The sequence below is a fragment of the Bradyrhizobium sp. 199 genome (assembly GCF_023073355.1).
In the GTDB taxonomy this organism is placed as follows: Bacteria; Pseudomonadota; Alphaproteobacteria; order Rhizobiales; family Xanthobacteraceae; genus Bradyrhizobium.
Genome location: NZ_JADPJI010000002.1, coordinates 975,196 through 992,316 on the forward strand (window position 1 = coordinate 975,196; position 17,121 = coordinate 992,316).

Annotated in this window: 16 protein-coding genes; 7 read left to right on the forward strand and 9 right to left on the reverse strand. The window is 64.2% G+C overall.

What is annotated here, in order from left to right; genetic code table 11:
• Positions 1-21 precede the first annotated feature (21 nt).
• Complete coding sequence (locus IVB28_RS04650) at positions 22-747, forward strand: GGDEF domain-containing protein (protein ID WP_247524868.1); 726 nt, start codon at positions 22-24, stop codon at positions 745-747.
• On the opposite strand, the gene IVB28_RS04655 is transcribed toward IVB28_RS04650, so the two are convergent.
• The 3 genes from IVB28_RS04655 to IVB28_RS04665 all read right to left on the reverse strand — a co-directional run bounded on the left by IVB28_RS04655 (position 744) and on the right by IVB28_RS04665 (position 1,572).
• Positions 744-995 (reverse strand): hypothetical protein, encoded by a 252-nt coding sequence (locus IVB28_RS04655; RefSeq protein ID WP_247524869.1) that lies wholly within the window; start codon positions 993-995, stop codon positions 744-746. The genes IVB28_RS04650 and IVB28_RS04655 overlap by 4 nt on opposite strands.
• Positions 996-1,018: 23 nt before the next feature.
• The gene (locus IVB28_RS04660) at positions 1,019-1,237 is read right to left on the reverse strand and encodes a hypothetical protein (protein ID WP_247524870.1); all 219 of its coding nucleotides are present in this window, start codon (positions 1,235-1,237) and stop codon (positions 1,019-1,021) included.
• 128 nt (positions 1,238-1,365) lie between these two features.
• Positions 1,366-1,572, reverse strand: coding sequence for a DUF465 domain-containing protein (locus tag IVB28_RS04665; RefSeq protein ID WP_008546179.1), 207 nt, complete (start codon positions 1,570-1,572; stop codon positions 1,366-1,368).
• A 330-nt stretch (positions 1,573-1,902) separates the two neighbouring features.
• Here IVB28_RS04665 and IVB28_RS04670 point away from each other — a divergent pair, with 330 nt between their 5' ends.
• The gene (locus tag IVB28_RS04670; RefSeq protein WP_247524871.1) at positions 1,903-2,082 is read left to right on the forward strand and encodes a DUF465 domain-containing protein; all 180 of its coding nucleotides are present in this window, start codon (positions 1,903-1,905) and stop codon (positions 2,080-2,082) included.
• Between the two features lie 106 nt (positions 2,083-2,188).
• Here the strand turns inward: IVB28_RS04670 and IVB28_RS04675 are convergent, their stop codons facing one another.
• Entirely contained in the window at positions 2,189-3,292 is a 1,104-nt protein-coding gene (locus IVB28_RS04675) for an NAD(P)/FAD-dependent oxidoreductase (RefSeq protein ID WP_247524872.1), read from the reverse strand.
• Positions 3,293-3,494: 202 nt separating this feature from the next.
• Here IVB28_RS04675 and IVB28_RS04680 point away from each other — a divergent pair, with 202 nt between their 5' ends.
• The 5 genes from IVB28_RS04680 to IVB28_RS04700 all read left to right on the forward strand — a co-directional run bounded on the left by IVB28_RS04680 (position 3,495) and on the right by IVB28_RS04700 (position 10,704).
• Positions 3,495-6,182 carry an EAL domain-containing protein gene (locus tag IVB28_RS04680; RefSeq protein ID WP_247524873.1) on the forward strand — a complete coding sequence of 896 codons (2,688 nt, stop codon included), beginning with the start codon at positions 3,495-3,497 and terminating at the stop codon, positions 6,180-6,182.
• Between the two features lie 36 nt (positions 6,183-6,218).
• A complete protein-coding gene (locus IVB28_RS04685) occupies positions 6,219-7,676 on the forward strand; it encodes a glycerol-3-phosphate dehydrogenase (protein ID WP_247524874.1) in 1,458 nt (485 codons plus the stop codon).
• A gap of 127 nt (positions 7,677-7,803) precedes the next feature.
• Positions 7,804-8,976, forward strand: coding sequence for an ABC transporter ATP-binding protein (locus IVB28_RS04690; protein ID WP_247524875.1), 1,173 nt, complete (start codon positions 7,804-7,806; stop codon positions 8,974-8,976).
• A complete protein-coding gene (locus IVB28_RS04695) occupies positions 8,973-9,887 on the forward strand; it encodes an ABC transporter permease (protein ID WP_247524876.1) in 915 nt (304 codons plus the stop codon). The genes IVB28_RS04690 and IVB28_RS04695 overlap by 4 nt, the downstream gene beginning before the upstream one ends.
• Before the next feature lie 4 nt (positions 9,888-9,891).
• Positions 9,892-10,704, forward strand: a complete 813-nt coding sequence (locus tag IVB28_RS04700) for an ABC transporter permease subunit (protein WP_247524877.1) — start codon at positions 9,892-9,894, stop codon at positions 10,702-10,704.
• On the opposite strand, the gene IVB28_RS04705 is transcribed toward IVB28_RS04700, so the two are convergent.
• From IVB28_RS04705 to IVB28_RS04725, 5 genes are all read right to left on the reverse strand, one after another.
• Entirely contained in the window at positions 10,643-11,629 is a 987-nt protein-coding gene (locus IVB28_RS04705; RefSeq protein WP_247524878.1) for a hypothetical protein, read from the reverse strand. The two genes, IVB28_RS04700 and IVB28_RS04705, sit on opposite strands and share 62 nt — an antisense overlap.
• 113 nt (positions 11,630-11,742) lie before the next feature.
• Positions 11,743-12,609, reverse strand: coding sequence for a carbohydrate ABC transporter permease (locus IVB28_RS04710; protein ID WP_247524879.1), 867 nt, complete (start codon positions 12,607-12,609; stop codon positions 11,743-11,745).
• On the reverse strand, positions 12,606-13,478 hold the full coding sequence (locus tag IVB28_RS04715) for a sugar ABC transporter permease (RefSeq protein ID WP_247524880.1): 873 nt from the start codon (positions 13,476-13,478) through the stop codon (positions 12,606-12,608). Before IVB28_RS04715 ends, IVB28_RS04710 begins: the two co-directional genes overlap by 4 nt.
• 93 nt (positions 13,479-13,571) lie before the next feature.
• The gene (locus IVB28_RS04720) at positions 13,572-14,957 is read right to left on the reverse strand and encodes an ABC transporter substrate-binding protein (protein WP_247524881.1); all 1,386 of its coding nucleotides are present in this window, start codon (positions 14,955-14,957) and stop codon (positions 13,572-13,574) included.
• A 206-nt stretch (positions 14,958-15,163) separates the two neighbouring features.
• Positions 15,164-17,056 (reverse strand): AsmA family protein, encoded by a 1,893-nt coding sequence (locus IVB28_RS04725; RefSeq protein WP_247525341.1) that lies wholly within the window; start codon positions 17,054-17,056, stop codon positions 15,164-15,166.
• Between the last annotated feature and the right edge of the window lie 65 nt (positions 17,057-17,121).

Genomic DNA, 17,121 nt, shown 5'->3' on the forward strand with positions numbered 1-17,121 from the left:
CCTTCATTGAGCAGGATGCCCATGAAGAAACCAACACGGGCGAGCGCTGCGAAGGCCAAAAAGGGCTGGAAGACCAGCGCCGGCCGATCCAAAGCTCCTCCAAAGCGTCTGACCAAGCGTCCGGCGAAGCCGCCGGCACCGGGCGCCTCGCGCGATGACGGAGCCAAGGACAGCGTCAGGGCGACGATCCGGAACTTGCGGGCCAAGCTCAAGGAGGCGCAGCGCCGGGTCGCGGAACTGGAAGCCGCGGCCGACACCGATTTCCTGCTCGAGATTCCGAATCGGCGCGGCTTCGAGCGCGAACTGGCGCGCGCCATCGCCTACATGAAGCGCTACCGCGCCAGCGGGGCGCTGATCGTGCTCGACGTCGACCGGTTGAAGCCGATCAACGATTCGTTCGGTCATGGTGCCGGCGACGAGGTGCTCAAGGCGATTGCCGCCACGCTGACGCGGCAGGTCCGCGCCTCCGACGTGGTCGGCCGGCTCGGCGGCGACGAGTTCGCGCTGTTGCTCTGGAATCTCAGCGAGACCGACGCCAAGGCGAAGGCGGCGGCGTTTGAACAGGCGGTCGACGAATTGTCCTTTGTCTTTCGCGGCCAGCACGTAACCGCGGGCGCCTCCGCAGGGGTCGCGCTGCTGGGGGCGCAGTCCGATGCAAGCCGCGCCCTGGAGGAGGCGGATGCCGCCATGTATGTGCGCAAGGCACACCGGCGGCACGAGCCGCGGATTAGGCTGGTCAGCAGCTAAAGCGCGCTGAGATCGTGCGGTACGTTGCCGAATGTCCGCAGCAATTTTGCGTCGCCGAACTCGCCGGTCAGGGGATCGCCGCTGCGGCTGAACGCGACAGCGCCGATATGGCCGGCGCCGTGCGCCAGCATTTCCGCACGACGCAGGGCGGCAGCCGAAGTCTGACATTCCTCGGCCGCACCTGCGACCGGCGAGCCGTCGTCGTCGGTCAGGAATGGCAATGCAACGTAGTAGGTGACGTCGGGCATGGTCGGCTCCGATGGCTGACAGTTCAGGCGGCGCTGCTCTTGCTCCGCATCTTGCCGCGCGAGCTGTCAGGAATGCAGCCGGCGGAAATCGCCGCCTGCAATTCTTCCAGTTCGGCTTCCAGATATTCGTTGGCCATGATCAGCGCCTTGATGGTGCTGCGCAGATTGCCGTCGCACATCGCGATCGCCTGATCGCAGGCCTGTTCATAGCGGCTGTTGTCGAGAAGGGTGGTTGGCGACATCTGCAGTGTCCTTGTCAGTTGCCTTTGAGCGTTTCCTGGGGGCGTCGGGGTGCTCAATTGTTCCTATTTTGTTCTTTTGGAGTCAAGCGGATTCATGTGGTGAGCCACTGCACCAAGCGGCGCACGGATCAGGCGATGATGTCCGGGGTGATCTGGTCTTCGATGAACGCGATACGGTCCCGCAACAACAGCTTGCGCTTCTTCAACCGCTGTAACCGCAACAGGTCGGGGGCGGGCGATTGATGCAGTGCATCGATCGCCGCATCTAGATCTCGGTGTTCCTGCTGCAACCGGGTGAGCTCGGCTTCGAGCTCACGCTCGTCTTCATTGGTCATGTCTGCGGTGGCCGAAAACCGATAGGCGTGAGACTTAAGGCTGTGGATGCCCTGTGGAAATTATCGTCCTTGCGCGGCGTGATCGCAAGCGATCTGCGACCACCGTCCGCCGATCTCCAGCGACATATTTCCGATGATCGCAGCGGCGCCGCGCAAGCGCATTGATATCATGGATTTTTCCCGCGTGGTTCCTTTACTCACGCTTCGTTACATATGAATTTTCAAAAATGAAGCTGCGACGACGGATACCCATCGACAGAACGAATCGGTGATGTAAACTTCCTTGTCCGGATCGAATCCTGAGGTTCAACCCTACCGAGGAGGTTTCGAATGACAATTCAGGCACATCTGGTTGAATTGGAGCGGAAGCACAAACTTCTCGAAAGCGAATTGCACGAAGCTCTCGTGCACCTTTCAACAGACGACCTGCAAATTGTTGAGTTGAAGCGCCGGAAGTTGATGGTCAAGGACCAGATCGAGCGTCTCAGGCACGGCGACACGCTCCACTAGTAACCCCGTAACAGCGTAGAGTTGATCGTACCCTTATCCCGCAGGGATGAGAGCCTTTGCGCTCATCTCTGCGGGCAGGGTGCGCACGTGCAAAGATGCTTGCGATCTAGATGCTTGCGAGCTCTGCGACGTGATCCGCGATCGCGAGCGACGACGTCAGCCCCGGCGATTCGATGCCGAACAGGTTGACCAGGCCTGCGACGCCGTGATCGCGTGGGCCCTGCATCAGGAAGTCCTGGGTCGCGACCGCGGGCGGCACGATCTTCGGCCGGATTCCCGAATAGCTCGGCATCAACGCGCCGTCAGGCAGTGTCGGCCAGTATTTGCGGATCGCCGGATAGAAGCGCTCGGCGCGCGACGGGTCGACCTCGTAGTTGATCGCCTCGATCCACTCGACGTCGGGGCCGAAGCGCGCTTGGCCTGCCATGTCCAGCGTCAGATGCACCCCTAACCCGCCGGGTTCGGGCACCGGGTAGATCAGGCGCGAGAACGGCGCCTTGGCATTGCAGCTGAAGTAGTTTCCCTTGGCGAGATAGGCCGGCGGAATCCGGTCCAGCGGCATGCCGTCGATGTTGCGTGCCACTTTCGTCGCCGAGAGCCCCGCGGCGTTGACGAGCAGGCTGCATTGCAGCGTCATTGGCGCCTCGCCGCCGGCGTCGATTTCGATGAAGCCGTTCGCCGCCTTGGCGCGGATCAGGGGAGTGTGAAACGCGAAGGCCGCGCCTGATGCCTCGGCTTCGCCGCGCAGCGAGAGCATGTAGGCGTGGCTGTCGATGATGCCCGTCGACGGCGACAGCAGCGCGGCGTCGCAGGCGAGCGCCGGCTCCAGCGCGCGTGCCGCCTCGCCCGTGAGCAGCTGCATGTCGAGCACGCCATTGGCCTCGGCATGCGCCTTGATCGATTGCAGCTTCTCGGTCTCCTGCGGGCTGGTCGCGACGATCAGCTTGCCGCTATTCCGGTGCGGAATGCCGCGCTCGGCACAGTAGCGGTAGAGCGCGTGCTTGCCGTCGATGCACATGCGCGCCATCCAGCTCCCGGCGCGATAGTAGATGCCCGCGTGGATCACCTCGCTGTTGCGCGAGGAGGTGATGGTGCCGATCGCCTCGGCCTCCTCGAGCACGATGACCTCGCGCCCGGACTGCGCGAGCTTCCGGGCCACCGCGAGCCCGATCACGCCGGCTCCGATGACGACGCAATCGACCCTATCCATGGCTGTGCAGGATGTCCGCTGGAAGCGCCGGTGGCATCAGGCTTGGGAAGCGTAGCGCGAGGCCATTTCCCGTTAAGGAAGAATTTATCATGTCAGGGCAATTGCCGTATTTCACGTCACATTTTTCTGTTGCGCGTACAGGCGTTTACCCGATCCAAACCCGTGAAGCCAGACAATCCGACGTTGAAATCGCGGGTGGCTGATGGCTGAGAAGAACTGGCACGAGGGCAGCACGCTTCCGATTGCTGTGCAGGCCGTCGTGTGCCTGGCCGGCACGGTTGCGCCCGCGCGCGCCTTTGCGCTGTCGGACGGCTTCGCCCCGCCGAGCTATCTCGGCCAGCTGGATCCCAACGTGGTCTGGGAAGTCCTGATCGCGGGTATCGTCGTCTGCGCGTTCCTCGCTGCGATCGTGCTGTGGATCCATTCCTCGCTGCGCCGGACCAGGCGTTTGCAGTTGCGGCGCAACGCCTTCGTCTCCTCCGCCATGAACAATCTCAATCAGGGCGTGGTGATGACGGATGCGCAGCGACGCATCATCTTCTGCAACGACCGCTATCTCGAGATCTACGGGCTGACCCGCTCGGAAGTCTGGGCCAACATGAGCGGCCATGAACTCCTCGAGCTGCGACGCAACCGCGGCGTGCTGGACCTCGCCTCCGACGACGAGTTCTACGAGAAGGCGGCGAGCGCCAACGGTCTGATCACGGAACTGCCGGACGGACGGGCCATCCTGGTGAAATATTTCGTGCTGCCGAACGGCGGCTCGGTGGCGACCCATCTCGACGTCAGCGAGCAGCGCAGGCTGTCGCGACAGCTCGCCTCGACCAAGCAGTTCCTCGAAACGGTGCTGGACAACGTGCCGGCCTGCGTGGCCGCGAAGAACATCGAGGACGGCCGCTATATCTTCGCCAACAGCGCCTACGAGCGGTTCTGGGGCTTCTCGCGCGATTATGTCGTCGGCAAGAATGCGCGCGAGCTGTTCGCGTCCGTCTCGGCTGACAGCATCGAGGCGACTGACCAGGCGGCGCTCAACTCGCCGGACGGCCAATTCCGTAATGAATTCGAGGTCGATCGTGGCGGCGAGCGGCGCATGGTCGCCTCGATCCGGATCGTGGTCCGCAACGAGAGCAACAAGCCCGAATTCCTGATGCTGGTGTTCGAGGACATCACCGACCGCCGCTCGCTGTCGAAGGAGCTGGAGAGCGCCAAGAAGTTCCTCGATCTGGTGGTCGACAACATTCCGGTGGCGCTGATCGTCGAGCAGGTCAAGGACGGCCGCTACCTGCTCGCCAATCGCAGCGCGGAGACGATCCTCAACCGCCGGCGCGAGGACGCCACGGGCCTGACCGCGTCCGACATCTTCAATCCCAAGGAAGCCAAGCTGATCATCGCGCGCGACGAGGCCGCGATCAAGAAACGCGGGATGATCACCGAGGAGCATCCGATCTCGACCAAGGACGGTCTGCGGCTGTTCCTGACCCGCCGCGCCACCCTGCTCAATGATGCCGGCGAGCCGCAATATCTGATCAAGACCCACGAGGACGTCACCGATCGCCGGCAGACCGAGTCGCGCATGGCGCACATGGCCTACCACGACGGCCTCACCGATTTGCCGAACCGTGCCGCCTTCCTTCAGGCACTGACCCAGATGATCGAGGCCTGCGAAGGCACCGGCGAGGAGTTCGCCGTCCTCTGTGTCGACCTCGACGGCCTCAAGGAGGTCAACGACGTCTTCGGCCATGCGCTCGGCGACAAGCTCCTGATCGAGGTGGCCCAGCGGCTTCAGGACTCCGCCCGTGGCGGCGTGGTGGCGCGCCTGTCCGGCGACGAATTCGGCCTCATCATCGACGGCAAGCAGCCGGACGCGGGCCTTGCGCTGGCGCAGCAGCTCGGCGAGGCCGTGGCAAAGGAATTCCAGATCGATGGCCGGGCGGTCCGCGCCGGCGCCACCACCGGCATGGCGGTCTTCCCGCACAATGGCAGCGATGGCGCCTCGCTGCTCGCCAATGCCGGTGCGGCGCTGTTCCGCGCCAAGCAGAAATCACGCGGCACGATCGGCCTCTATCAGCCCGAGATGGACCAGCAGATCCGCGATCGCCGCGTGCTGCACCAGGACCTGTCGATGGCCATCAAGAACGGCGAGCTCTCGCTCGCCTTCCAGCCGCAGGGGGCCGCGGGCCATAGCGTCGCCGAGAGCGAGATCATCGGCTTCGAGGCGCTGGCGCGCTGGCAGCACCCGGTGCGCGGTCAGGTCTCGCCGGCCGAATTCATCCCGATCGCCGAAGAGAGCGGCCTGATCGTCGAGATGGGCGAGTGGATCCTGCGCGAGGCCTGCCGCGAGGCGGCGTCCTGGCCGAAGCCGCTCCAGGTCGCGGTCAATCTGTCGCCGGCGCAGTTCATGCACGGCGACGTGGTTGGCCTCGTCCATTCGATCCTGATCGAGACCGGCCTTGCACCCGGCCGGCTCGAGCTTGAGATCACCGAGGGCGTGCTGATCGAAGATTTCGATCGGGGACTTGCGTTGCTGCGCCGCTTGAAGGCGCTCGGCGTGCGGATCTCGATGGACGATTTCGGCAGCGGCTACTCTTCGCTGAGCTACCTCCAGGCGTTCCCCTTCGACAAGATCAAGATCGATCGCGCCTTCATCATCAACCTCGGACGCAACCCGCAATCGGCGGCGATCGTTCGCGCGGTGATCGATCTCGGCCACGGCCTCGACATGTCGATCATCGCCGAGGGCGTCGAGACGATCGAGCAACTCGCCTTTCTCGCCAAGGAGGGCTGTGACGGCGTACAGGGGTATCTGCTCGGCAAGCCCTTGCCGATCGGGAAATATGCCGGGCTCGTCGGCCACGCCGAGGTCATGGAGCTTGCGCTCAAGACCGGCTAATGAAGAGGGGGCGCTTCGCTCCTTCTCGACGGCTTCATGGCGGATTACGACCTCGCGATCATCGGCGGCGGCCTGAACGGTGTCAGCCTTGCGCGCGATGCGGCGGGCCGCGGCCTGCGGGTTATCCTGTTCGAGCAGGGCGATCTCGGCGGCGCGGCGTCGTCGGCAACGCCGCGTCTGATCCACGGCGATCTGTCGGTGCTGGAGCGGCGCGGGTTCCGGCGCGTGCGCCGGGCCTTGGCGGAGCGCCGGATCTGGCTCCGGATCGCGCCGCATCTGGTCCGGCCGATGCGGTTCGTGATCCCCGCGCATGCCGAGGAACGTCCGCCATGGCTGCTGCGTGCCGGCCTGTTGCTCTATGACAGCCTCACCAGCCGGAGCGGCCTGCCCGGATCGGTGACCCTCGACATCACCCATCATCCGGTCGGCAACGCGCTGAAGCGCCCGTTCGGCACGGCGTTCGAATATTCGGACTGCGTCGTGGATGATTCCCGACTGGTGGTGCTCACGGCGCTCGACGCCGCCGAACGTGGCGCGGTGATCCGGACCGGGGCGCGCTGCGTCCGCGCCGATCGAACCGACACCTGGCGGCTCGCGGTGGTCGATCGCGGCCATCGCCGCACCATCACGGCTCGGGCGCTCGCCAACACCACCGGGGCCTGGATGCCGATGGTCGCGGAGACGGTGCTGCGCCAGCCGCAGCCCGCAATGGCGGCCATGCAGATGAGCCAGATCATCGTGCCCAAGCTGTTCGATTCAGACAACGTCTACGTCTTCCAGAACAGCGATGGACGACTGATCTTCGCATCCCCCTTCGAACGCGACTTCACCCTGATCGGCACGGTCACGCATGATTTCACCGGCGATCCCGCAATCGTCGCGGTGCCTGGGGCCGACGTCAGCTACCTCTGCGCGGCGGCCAGCCGCTATTTCCGCGAGCGCGTCGCTCCGGCCGACGTGGTCCGGACGGTTTCCGGCGTCAATTTGACGCCGGCGTCCGCACGGCGAGGTGACGGCACGACCCTGTTCCACGCGCGCCGGCGCAAGGCGCCGTTGCTCTCGATGTTCGGCGGCGACGTCACCACCTCGCGCGTGCGCGCGGAGCGGGCAGTGACGAAGTTGACGCGGTTCTACCCGATGTCGCCGCCATGGACCGCCGGTGCAGCGCTGCCCGGGGGAGATTTCGCCTGGGACCGTTTCGATACCGAGGTCGATCTTGCGCGCGACCGCTGGCGCTTTCTGAGGGAGACGCAGGCCCAGCGGCTGGTTGCGGCCTATGGCTCGCGCCTGTCGGCAGTGCTCGGCCAGGCGAAGACGCGCGAAGAGCTTGGCCCCGGCTTCGGTCCCGAGCTGACCGGCGCCGAAGTGCGCCATCTCATGACCCACGAATGGGCGCGCTTTCCGGATGACGTCCTGTGGCGCCGGTCCAAGCTTGGCCTGACAATGTCGGCCGCGGACCGCGACGCGCTGGCGGCGTTCATGGCGGGGAGCTAGTGATTGGTGTAGACGGCATTATGCTGACGCTCCATCCGGCTGCGGGGCTGCAATGGAAGTTGTCCGAACCGGTTGAGCAAAGCCCGATCGGCCGCTAGCGTGCGGCGGAATCGGGTTGGCAGGGACCATGACGGACGAATTGCACAGAACAGACGCCGCGGCCGATGCGGTCGGCAGAGATCCGCATCCTTCGGCGGGCCAGCCGTTGCTGCGCATCGAGGGCGTTGCCAAGGCCTTTGGGACGTTCCGCGCCGTGGATGGCGTCTCGCTCGACATCAAGTCCGGCGAGTTCTTCGCGCTGCTTGGTCCGAGCGGCTGCGGCAAGACCACGCTTTTGCGCATGCTCGCTGGCTTCGAGGCGCCGGCCGAGGGACGCATCCTGCTCGGCGGCAAGGACATCGCGCATGCGCTGCCGCACCAGCGCCCGGTCAACATGATGTTCCAGAATTACGCGCTGTTTCCGCATCTGTCGGTACGCGACAACATCGCCTTCGGCCTGAAGCGCGCAGGTTTGGCGCGCGACGACATCGCCAGGCGTGTTGCGGAGATGGTTGCGCTGGTGAAACTCGACGGACTGGAGCAGCGCAAGCCCGACCAGCTCTCCGGCGGCCAGCGCCAGCGTGTGGCGCTGGCGCGCGCGCTGGCACGGCGGCCGCAGCTCCTGCTGCTCGACGAGCCGCTCGCGGCGCTGGACAAGAAGCTGCGCGAAAGCACGCAAGCCGAGCTGATGGAGCTGCAGCGCCGGCTCGGCACGACTTTCATCATCGTCACCCACGACCAGGAGGAGGCGATGACGATGGCGAGCCGCATCGGCGTGATGAAATCAGGCAAGCTAGCGCAGGTTGCGAGCCCTCGCGAACTTTATGAGGCGCCGCGTTCGCGCTGGATCGCCGAGTTCGTCGGCGACGTCAATGTGTTCGAGGGCGAGTTCAAGCTGCGCGACGGTCATCGCCTGGTGATTGCCACGCGCGAAGCGGGCACGCTGGTGACGGCCGAGCCGCGCGAGCCGGTCGGCGGGACAAAATTAGCGGTTGCGATCCGGCCCGAGAAGGTCAAGCTCGCGCGCCGGGCGCCGGTGTCCGAAACCGGTCGCGAAGCGGCGATCAACAGTCTGGACGGCGTGATCGCCGACATCTGCTATCTCGGCGGCTCCACCACCTACAAAGTGAAGCTCGATGCCGGCGGAACGGTGCAGGCTTCGGTCGTCAACAGCGCGCGCCTCGACGTCGACGCCTACAGCGTGAACCAGAACGTGGTCGCATGGTTCACACCCGACGATTGCGTGGTGCTGCAATCATGAGCTCCCGTCGTATCTTTGCCCGGCCGGCGCGCTTTGCCGCGATCGCGCCTTACCTCTGGATGATGCTGTTCTTCCTGGTACCGTTCGCCTTCGTGCTGAAGATCAGCCTGTCGCAGACGGCGATCGCACAGCCGCCCTACGATCCGGTGTTCGATCTGACGGCGGGATGGGACGCGCTGAAGACGGCTTTTGCCGCGCTGTCGATCGACAATTTCAGGCTGCTGGTTTCCGACGACATCTATGTGTTCGCCTATTTGCGCAGCCTCACCGTCGCCGTCACCGCGACGGCGCTGTTGCTGTTGATCGGCTATCCCATCGCCTATGGCATGGCGCGGCTGCCGAAGAGTTGGCAGGCGGTGGCGATGGTGCTGGTGATCGTGCCGTTCTGGACCTCGTTCCTGATCCGCATCTATGCCTGGATCAACATCCTCCAGCACGACGGCCTGCTCAACCAGATCCTGCTGGCGCTGCATCTGGTCAGCCAGCCCGTGGTGTGGCTTTCCACGGATAGCGCGATGTATATCGGCATCGTCTATTCCTATTTACCGTTCATGATCCTGCCGCTCTACGCCACGCTCGCCAAGATGGAGCCGGCGCTCGAGGAGGCTGCCGGTGACCTCGGCGCGCCGCCCTGGCAGGTGTTCTGGCTCGTCACCTTCCCGCTGTCGCTGCCCGGCGTCGGTGCCGGTGTGCTGCTGTGCTTCATTCCCATCGTCGGCGAATTCGTCATTCCGGACCTTCTGGCCGGCTCCAACTCGCTGATGATCGGCCAGACGCTGTGGCTCGAATTCTTCACCAACAAGGACTGGCCGGTCGCTTCTGCTGCGGCGATCGTGTTGCTGATGGTGCTGCTGCTGCCGCTGTTGCTGTATGAGCGGCTGCAAAAGCGGCAGTTGGAACAGGGGCACTGAGCCGATGCGCAAGGCCCTTCGTCTCTCCCGCTTCAACATCGCCTCGCTTGCGCTCGGGCTGGCGTTCCTCTATTTGCCGATTCTCATCCTCGTCATCTATTCATTCAACGCCTCGCGCCTGGTGACCGTGTGGGGCGGCTGGTCGCTGCGCTGGTATCACGAGTTCTTCAATGACCGCGCCATGATCGACGCGGCCTGGATGAGCCTGCGGGTCGCGGTCTCCTCAGCCACCATCGCCACGCTGCTCGGCACGCTCGCGGCGGTCGCCCTGTCGCGCGGCGAGCGGTTTCGCGGCCGGACGCTGTTTTCCGGCATGCTCTATGCGCCGCTGGTGATGCCGGAGGTGATCACGGGATTGTCGCTGCTGCTGCTGTTCGTCGCGCTGAACGCCGAGCGCGGTTTCTGGACCGTGACGATCGCCCACACCACGCTGACGATGTGCTTCGTCGCCGTCGTCGTGCAGTCCCGGCTCGGCTCGCTCGATCGCTCGCTGGAGGAGGCTGCGATGGACCTCGGCTGCGACCCGGTCCGCGCTTTTCTTTCGGTGACGCTGCCGCTGATCGCCCCCGCAATCATCGCGGGCTGGATGCTGGCGTTCACGCTGTCGCTTGACGATCTGGTGATTGCGAGCTTTACCACCGGTCCCGGCTCCGCCACGCTGCCGATCCGGATCTACTCGGAGGTGCGGCTCGGCGTGAAGCCCGAGATCAACGCGATCTGCACGCTGGTCATTGCCCTGATCGCGGTCGTCATCGTCATCGCCTCGCTCGCTTCGAAGCTGTCGAGCTCGCAGGGCGAGAGCGCGGCGCCGTTGTAGTCGCTCGCGCCGCGAACCGCGCTCGGGTTGCGTCCTGGACGGCCGCGCCGAGTTGCCGCAGCGCCAGCGCATCGAGCGGAAACTCCAGCAGGATATGGATCAGGCTCAGCGCCAGCAGGAAGGTGAAGCCGAACGCATAGTCGTAGAAATAGAGCGCGGTGGCAGCTGCACTGGCGGCGGCCATCGCCGCCAGCCGCGCCTTCGGCACCGCGGTCCAGCGGATCACGTCGGCTTTGATGAACCAGTTGAGGTAGTGATAGGTGTAGACGAAGGCGAGCAGGCTGGTCAGCCTGGCGTCGAGAACGAGGCCGGGCACGCCGAACAGCCGGCCGAGGGCCGGGCCGACATTGCCGAAATAATCCTGTCCAACGCGGGCAAAGCTCGCAACGCGGATTTCGGCGGTTGGCGGCAGCAACAGGATCGTGGCGATGGCGACGAGGTAGGCCACCACCAGCGCAGCCTGCACCCGGCTTCCGGACCGGTAGGCGCCCAGCACCATGAAGATCAGCGTGAACAACGACACGTGGATCAGGGTCGGAATCAGGATGCCGATGACGGCGAGCGAGGACCCGCTCGAATACATGATCGCGGACAGGGCGATCGCCGCCATGAACAGCAGCATGCTCTCGATCGCCGAATTCGTTGCCGCCAGCATGGCGCACGCGATCAGCGCTGCCCACATCGCAAAACCGAACCACGAGGCGCTGTCGATCAGGGCGGCAACCACGGCCACGATGGCGAGGGCCGCGGCAATCCCGCGATGGGGCAGATAGTAGCTGCGGTCATGCAGCCACGAGATCTCGGTGAAGTAATGCGCCGGACCGAGCACGACATAGGCCAGCAGCAGCAGCTCGAACGGCACCAGATAGGCGGCCGCGAGCGCCAGCAGCATCAGGCCGAGATGGATCGCGTCGTTGCTGCGCATGATGCCGGGCCCTCGCCTAGGGCCCGGAGGTTAGAGCAGACGTGGACAATCTTCAATTGCCCACGCTGTCACGCAAACGTCCTGCTTGCAGCGCCGCACTGCGTCCTGCAGCGTCAGGACTTCACCGCACCCGCGGTGAGCCCGCCCACCATGTAGCGGCGGAAGGCGTAGTAGATCGCGGCCGGCGGCAGCGCGTAGATGAAGCCGGTCGTCATCAACAGCTCCCAGGGCGAATCGTCGGCAGCAAGGAAGTTGCCGAGCGCGACGGGGAGGGTGATCTCGCGGTCGTTGGAGAGCAGCAGGAACGCGTAGAGATATTCGTTCCAGGCCAGCAGCACCGCATAGGTACCGATCGCAACCAGCGAGGGCATCATCAGCGGCACGTAGACCAGGCGGAAGATCTGCAGCGTGGTGGCGCCGTCCATCACGGCGGCTTCGTCGAGCTCAACCGGCAGCTTGTCGGAGGCCTGCTTGAGCACCCAGATCGCGTAGGGGCTCGCGATCGTCACCATGGCCAGGATCAGCGACCAATGATTGTTGAGCAATCCGTAATTGCCCATGGTGCGGTACATCGGCACGGCGAGGAACGCCGCCGGGATGAAGTAGGTGAAGAGCGCGAGGTTCATCACGGCGCGCCCGCCCGGCACCTTCAGACGCGAGATCGAGAACGCGGCTCCAGTCGCGATGACCAGCGTCAGCACACCGACGGAGACCGCGATCACCGTTGAATTCCAGAACTGGATGTAGAAGTCGCGCAGGAAGTAATGCTGCTGCTTGAACACGATCTCGAAGTTGTGCAGCGTCGGATGATCCGGCCACAGCTTGCCCGAGAAGGCGTCCTCCTTCGGGGAGATCGCGAACAGGAACATGTGATAGATCGGGATCATCGTCCAGAGAAAGACGGGAATGCCGATCAGCAGGAGCCGCGCTTCGGTCGCGACGTCGCGCCAGGAAAATTCGCTTACGCCGGGGAGCTTCATCGCGACAACCGTTTCATCATGAAGTACACGAGGGGCAGGACGAATGGCATCGCGCAGACGATCGATGCCATGGCCAGCGAGAGCTGGTCGAGCCGGAGATAGCGGATGCCGAGCGTCGCCAGCACGTGCGTGAGATCGGCCGGGCCGCCGCCGGTGAGCAGGTAGACGCTGTTGAAGTCACCGAGCGTCCAGATCATCGAGAGCAGCGTGCAGGTGATATAGAGCGTCTGCATCGACGGCCAGGTGATGTAGCGGAATTTCTGCCACCAGCTCGCGCCGTCGACCTCGGCGGCCTCGAACAGATCGTGCGAGATCGCGAGGCGGCCGGTGATCAGGATCAACGTCCAGAACGGCAGCGACTTCCAAATGTGCACACCGATCGCCATGGTCAGCGCAACGGTCGGATCGTTCAGCCAATTCGGGCCGTCCTCGCCGGTGAGAGAGAAGATGAAGTGGTTGACCATGCCCCATTCGGGATTGAACATGAACCGGACCGACAGGATGGTCGGGATCGACGGCACCGCCCAGGGCAGGATGAAGATCACCGAGAGCCACTTGATCCAGGGGCGCTGCACGGCGAAGAAGCCGGACAGGAACAGCGCGATCAGCATCTTGATGTTGATGCCGATGACCAGGAAGATCAGCGTGTTGACTGCGGCGCGCGCGAAGATCGGGTCGTTGTAGAGAGCGACATAGTTCGCCGGGGCCCGCGCCAGCCACAGCCCGTAGCAGACGGGATAGACGACGAAGGCAAGGAAAACGAGCAGATAGGGCGCGAGCAGGATGATGCCCCAGACCTGCGCCGGGGTCAGCCGCGACGACAAGGGCGGGCCGGGGAGTGCCTGATCGCCAGAGAGCGTGATCGCCATTCTTTTCGGACTCTTCAAAGAGAAGCCGGCCGCAAAATGCGGCCGGTGTTGTTCTATACCTCTCCCCGCCGAGCGGGGAGAGGGAAAGGTGACTTAGCCCGCGACCTGCTTGATGCGGGCAATCAGCTCGTCGACCGCCTTGTCCACCGGAACCTTCTCGCTGACGACGCGGTTCATCGCCTTCGCCCACACGTTCTCGTTGTTGAGGATCGTAAACTTCCAGTTCTTGGTGAAGTCGAACGCCGCGGTGCCGCCCTTGAACTGCGTGTAGACGGCCTTGCGGTGCTTGTCAGCCTGCCAGAACGGGCTTTCCTGGCTTTCCTTCGTCACCGGGAACCAGCGGCCGAGCGCGCCCTCGATATAGGGGCGGACGTTCTCTTCCTGGAGCAGGAAGCTGATGAACTGCTTGGCCTCGGCCTTGTTCTTGGCCGCGGTGAAGACCAGCCCGGTCTTGACGTCGGAGCGGTAGCGGATGGTCGAACCATCCGGCCCCTTGGGGAAGGACGCGGTGATGATGTCCTGCTCATAGGCCTTCTTGCCAGCCTCGCGCTGCTCCGGCGTCAGCGCCTGGTTGGATGAATCCTCAAACCACTTCGCCGCGATTGAGATCGTGAAGTTGTGGGTCATCACGATGGTTTTGTTGTGGAAGGCGACGTTGTTGTCCGGATCCTTCCAGGTCGTCGAGGACGGCGGCGTGCAGCCCTTGATGTAGGTGTCGGTGTAGTCCTTCATCGCCTTGATCAGGTTCTCGCGAACCGTGGGATCGTCGACAGTGAGCTTGCCGTCGTCGTCGACCAGCTTGACGTGGTAGGCGTCCATGAAGGTGTAGAACGACTGGAAGGCATCGGTGGATTCCACGCCCATCGGCTGGCCGACGGCATAGATGCGCTGGCCGGTGGCCTTGCGGATCGCCGGCTGCACCTTGTCGCACCAGAACGTCCAGTAGCCCGTCCAGTCGTTCGGGATATCGGCCAGCTTGAAACCGGCCTTCTCCAGCATGTCGTTCCAGATCTGGACGTGCATGCTCTGCTGCTTCAGCGGGAAGCCGTAATAGGCCTTCTTCTTGGCGACGTCGTTGTAGAGGATCGACGCATCGAGCGTGTTCTGCACGAACCGGCCCTTGATCGGCTCCATGACTTCGGAGAGATCCTCGAGCTTGCCCTCATAGGCCCACTTGCCCTGCGCCTGGACGTCGTAGGAATCGGAATAGGCGACGTCGGGCACGGTGCCGGCGTCGAGCGCGGCGACCGTCTTGGGAATCATGTCCTGGATCGCGTATTGCGACAATTCGACCTTGATGCCGGTCTTGGCTTCGAACTTCTTGATCGTCTCGATCAGTGCGTCGTCTTCGGAGCGATAGAAGCCCTTGCCCCACCAGACCGTGATCGTCTTCTGCTGCGCAAATGCGGGTGCAGCGGCTGCAAACAGCCCGGCCGCAGCGACCGCGAGTGATACTGCGCCAATAACCTTGGATTTCACGTTTTTCTCCCTCAAACGGCCGGTGTTTTTAACCGGTCGTATAAAACACTAGCGCATGGCCGTGGTACGATCTAGCGGCTTGTTGTCAGACATAGGTCGTGGGGTGTCGGCCTGTGGGATGCTTAACGCGTGCATCGATCCAATCGCCGCATCAATTCGCCCTGATCAATTCGCGATCGTCGGACAGCGGCAGAGGAATGCGCTCCTCAATTGGACTTCGCGTTCTCTTTGGCATTCTCCGCCGTCGGCGATCCATCCTGCGCGGGCCGCTTTCCGCCTCCGGTAATGCGCTGCTTCAGGAGATCGAGGAAGGGAGACGCCGCAGGCGATTGCCGGATCAGGCTTTCAGGGTCGGGGAAAACCAGCGGATCGTCCCAGGGGCCCTGTACCATGAAGGGCAATTGAAAGCCGGACGTCGTGTTGAGGCTCGCAACGCCCTTCATGTCGTATTCGCGCGTCGGCACCGAGGCGGTGCCGGTCAGCGTGATCTTGGCCGCGGGCCCTTCGATGCGGATGTCCTCGGCGGTGGCGATCCCGTCGGCGAATTTCACCGCGATGGTGAGATTGTTATATGGCGTCGAACCGTTGCGGAAATTGCCGCCGCCCGACAGCGGCCGCCGCTCCAGGCGCTTCAGGAGCTGTTCGGCGTTGAACCCCGAGATCGCGCCGTTATGCCCGGTGACGGTGGCGCTGCCGTCGAGCGACTGCACGAGGCCGAACGGGCTGGAGCCGGAGGCGAACAGCGACACGTTGATGTTGCCGCGACCGGACACCTTGTTGAGGCCGAACAGTTCGGTGGCACAGGCCTGGAGATCGACGTCGGTGAACTGAAATTGCGCCTTGATGTCGGCGACGTTGTCGGAGCGTGCGATCCCGAACGAGCCCCTGGCGATGCCGCCGTAGATCTGCGCTTCGCCGACCGAGAGCGCCAGCGTGCCGTTGCGCAAACTGGCGCCGATCGCGGTGCGGCCGAGCTTGGTTGAGCCGACCGTCAGCTTTGCTGCCGACAGGCGCATGTCGAGGTCGGTGGTCGACAATCCGTTGAGATCGAACAGCTGCCTGTTCCAGTCGCGCGCGCCGCTGGCGAGCAGGCGGAAGGTGGAGATATAAGGTGTGAAGTCGAGCGCGTCGGCGGCAAGCGTCGCCTGCAGCGTCTGCCGGCCGTTATTGGCGTAGGTCATGACGCCCTCGGCGGCATTGCCGTCGAGTTCGACATTGACATTGGTGAGCGCGATCGAGGCCCCGACGACGTTGGCGCGCGCCTTCAGCACGAAGCGGCCGAAGCCGCCGCTGCCAGGCTGCGGCTGCCCGGTCCAGCGCAGCGCGTTGCGCAAGGAGGGGCTGTCGATCGTGACCGTGCCTTCCATCATCGGGCTGGTGCGGTTGGCGACGCTGCCGTCGAAGGCGAGCTTGAGCGGTGCGCTGGCGATCCGGGCCTTCAAGCCCGAGCGCTCGCCGGAGAGGGCGGCGGCGAAATCAGAGAAGCTGATCGTGCCGTCGACGCGCTCGCCGCGCCAGTCGAACTGTCCGGTCGCGGCGAAGGAACGCGAGATCGACGGCCAGGCCAGCGACAGGTCGATGTCGCTGAATTGCTCGGTGGCGTGCGTGGCGGCATCCTCGTAGTCGAGCACGCCGTCCTGGAGCCGGATTTCGGAGAACGAGATCTGGTTCTCGGCCCCGGGCTTCATCGTGCGCGCGATGGTCTGGATGAAGGGCGTCCAGTTGCTCTCGCCGTCCGGCTTCAGGCTGACATGGATGCGCGGCCGCAGCAGCGTCAGGTCGGCGATCTCGAACCGTTGCAGCAGCAAGGGGAGCAGCCGCAGATTGGCGGTGAGCACGTCGACACGGAGCGCGGGATCGCTGGTGCCGCCGCCCTTGAGGCCGACGTCACGGAAGGAGATGTAGCTTGCCGGCAGCAGCGAAATGTCGATGCTGCCCGCGACATTGAGCTCGAGCCCGGTGACTTCGCGGATCTGCGCTTCGACCGCCTTGCGCAGCGCGTCGCGGTTGATGAGCCAGGAGGTCGCGATCAGGGCGATCAGCGCCAGGCCGAGCAGCGCCGCGATCGGCGTCCCGAGGCGCTTCATTCCTTGGGCCATGGTCAATGGCATGTCCTGATCGGGTTGGTCGCTGGAGCCAGGAGGGCGGGCCGGGAAACCTGCAT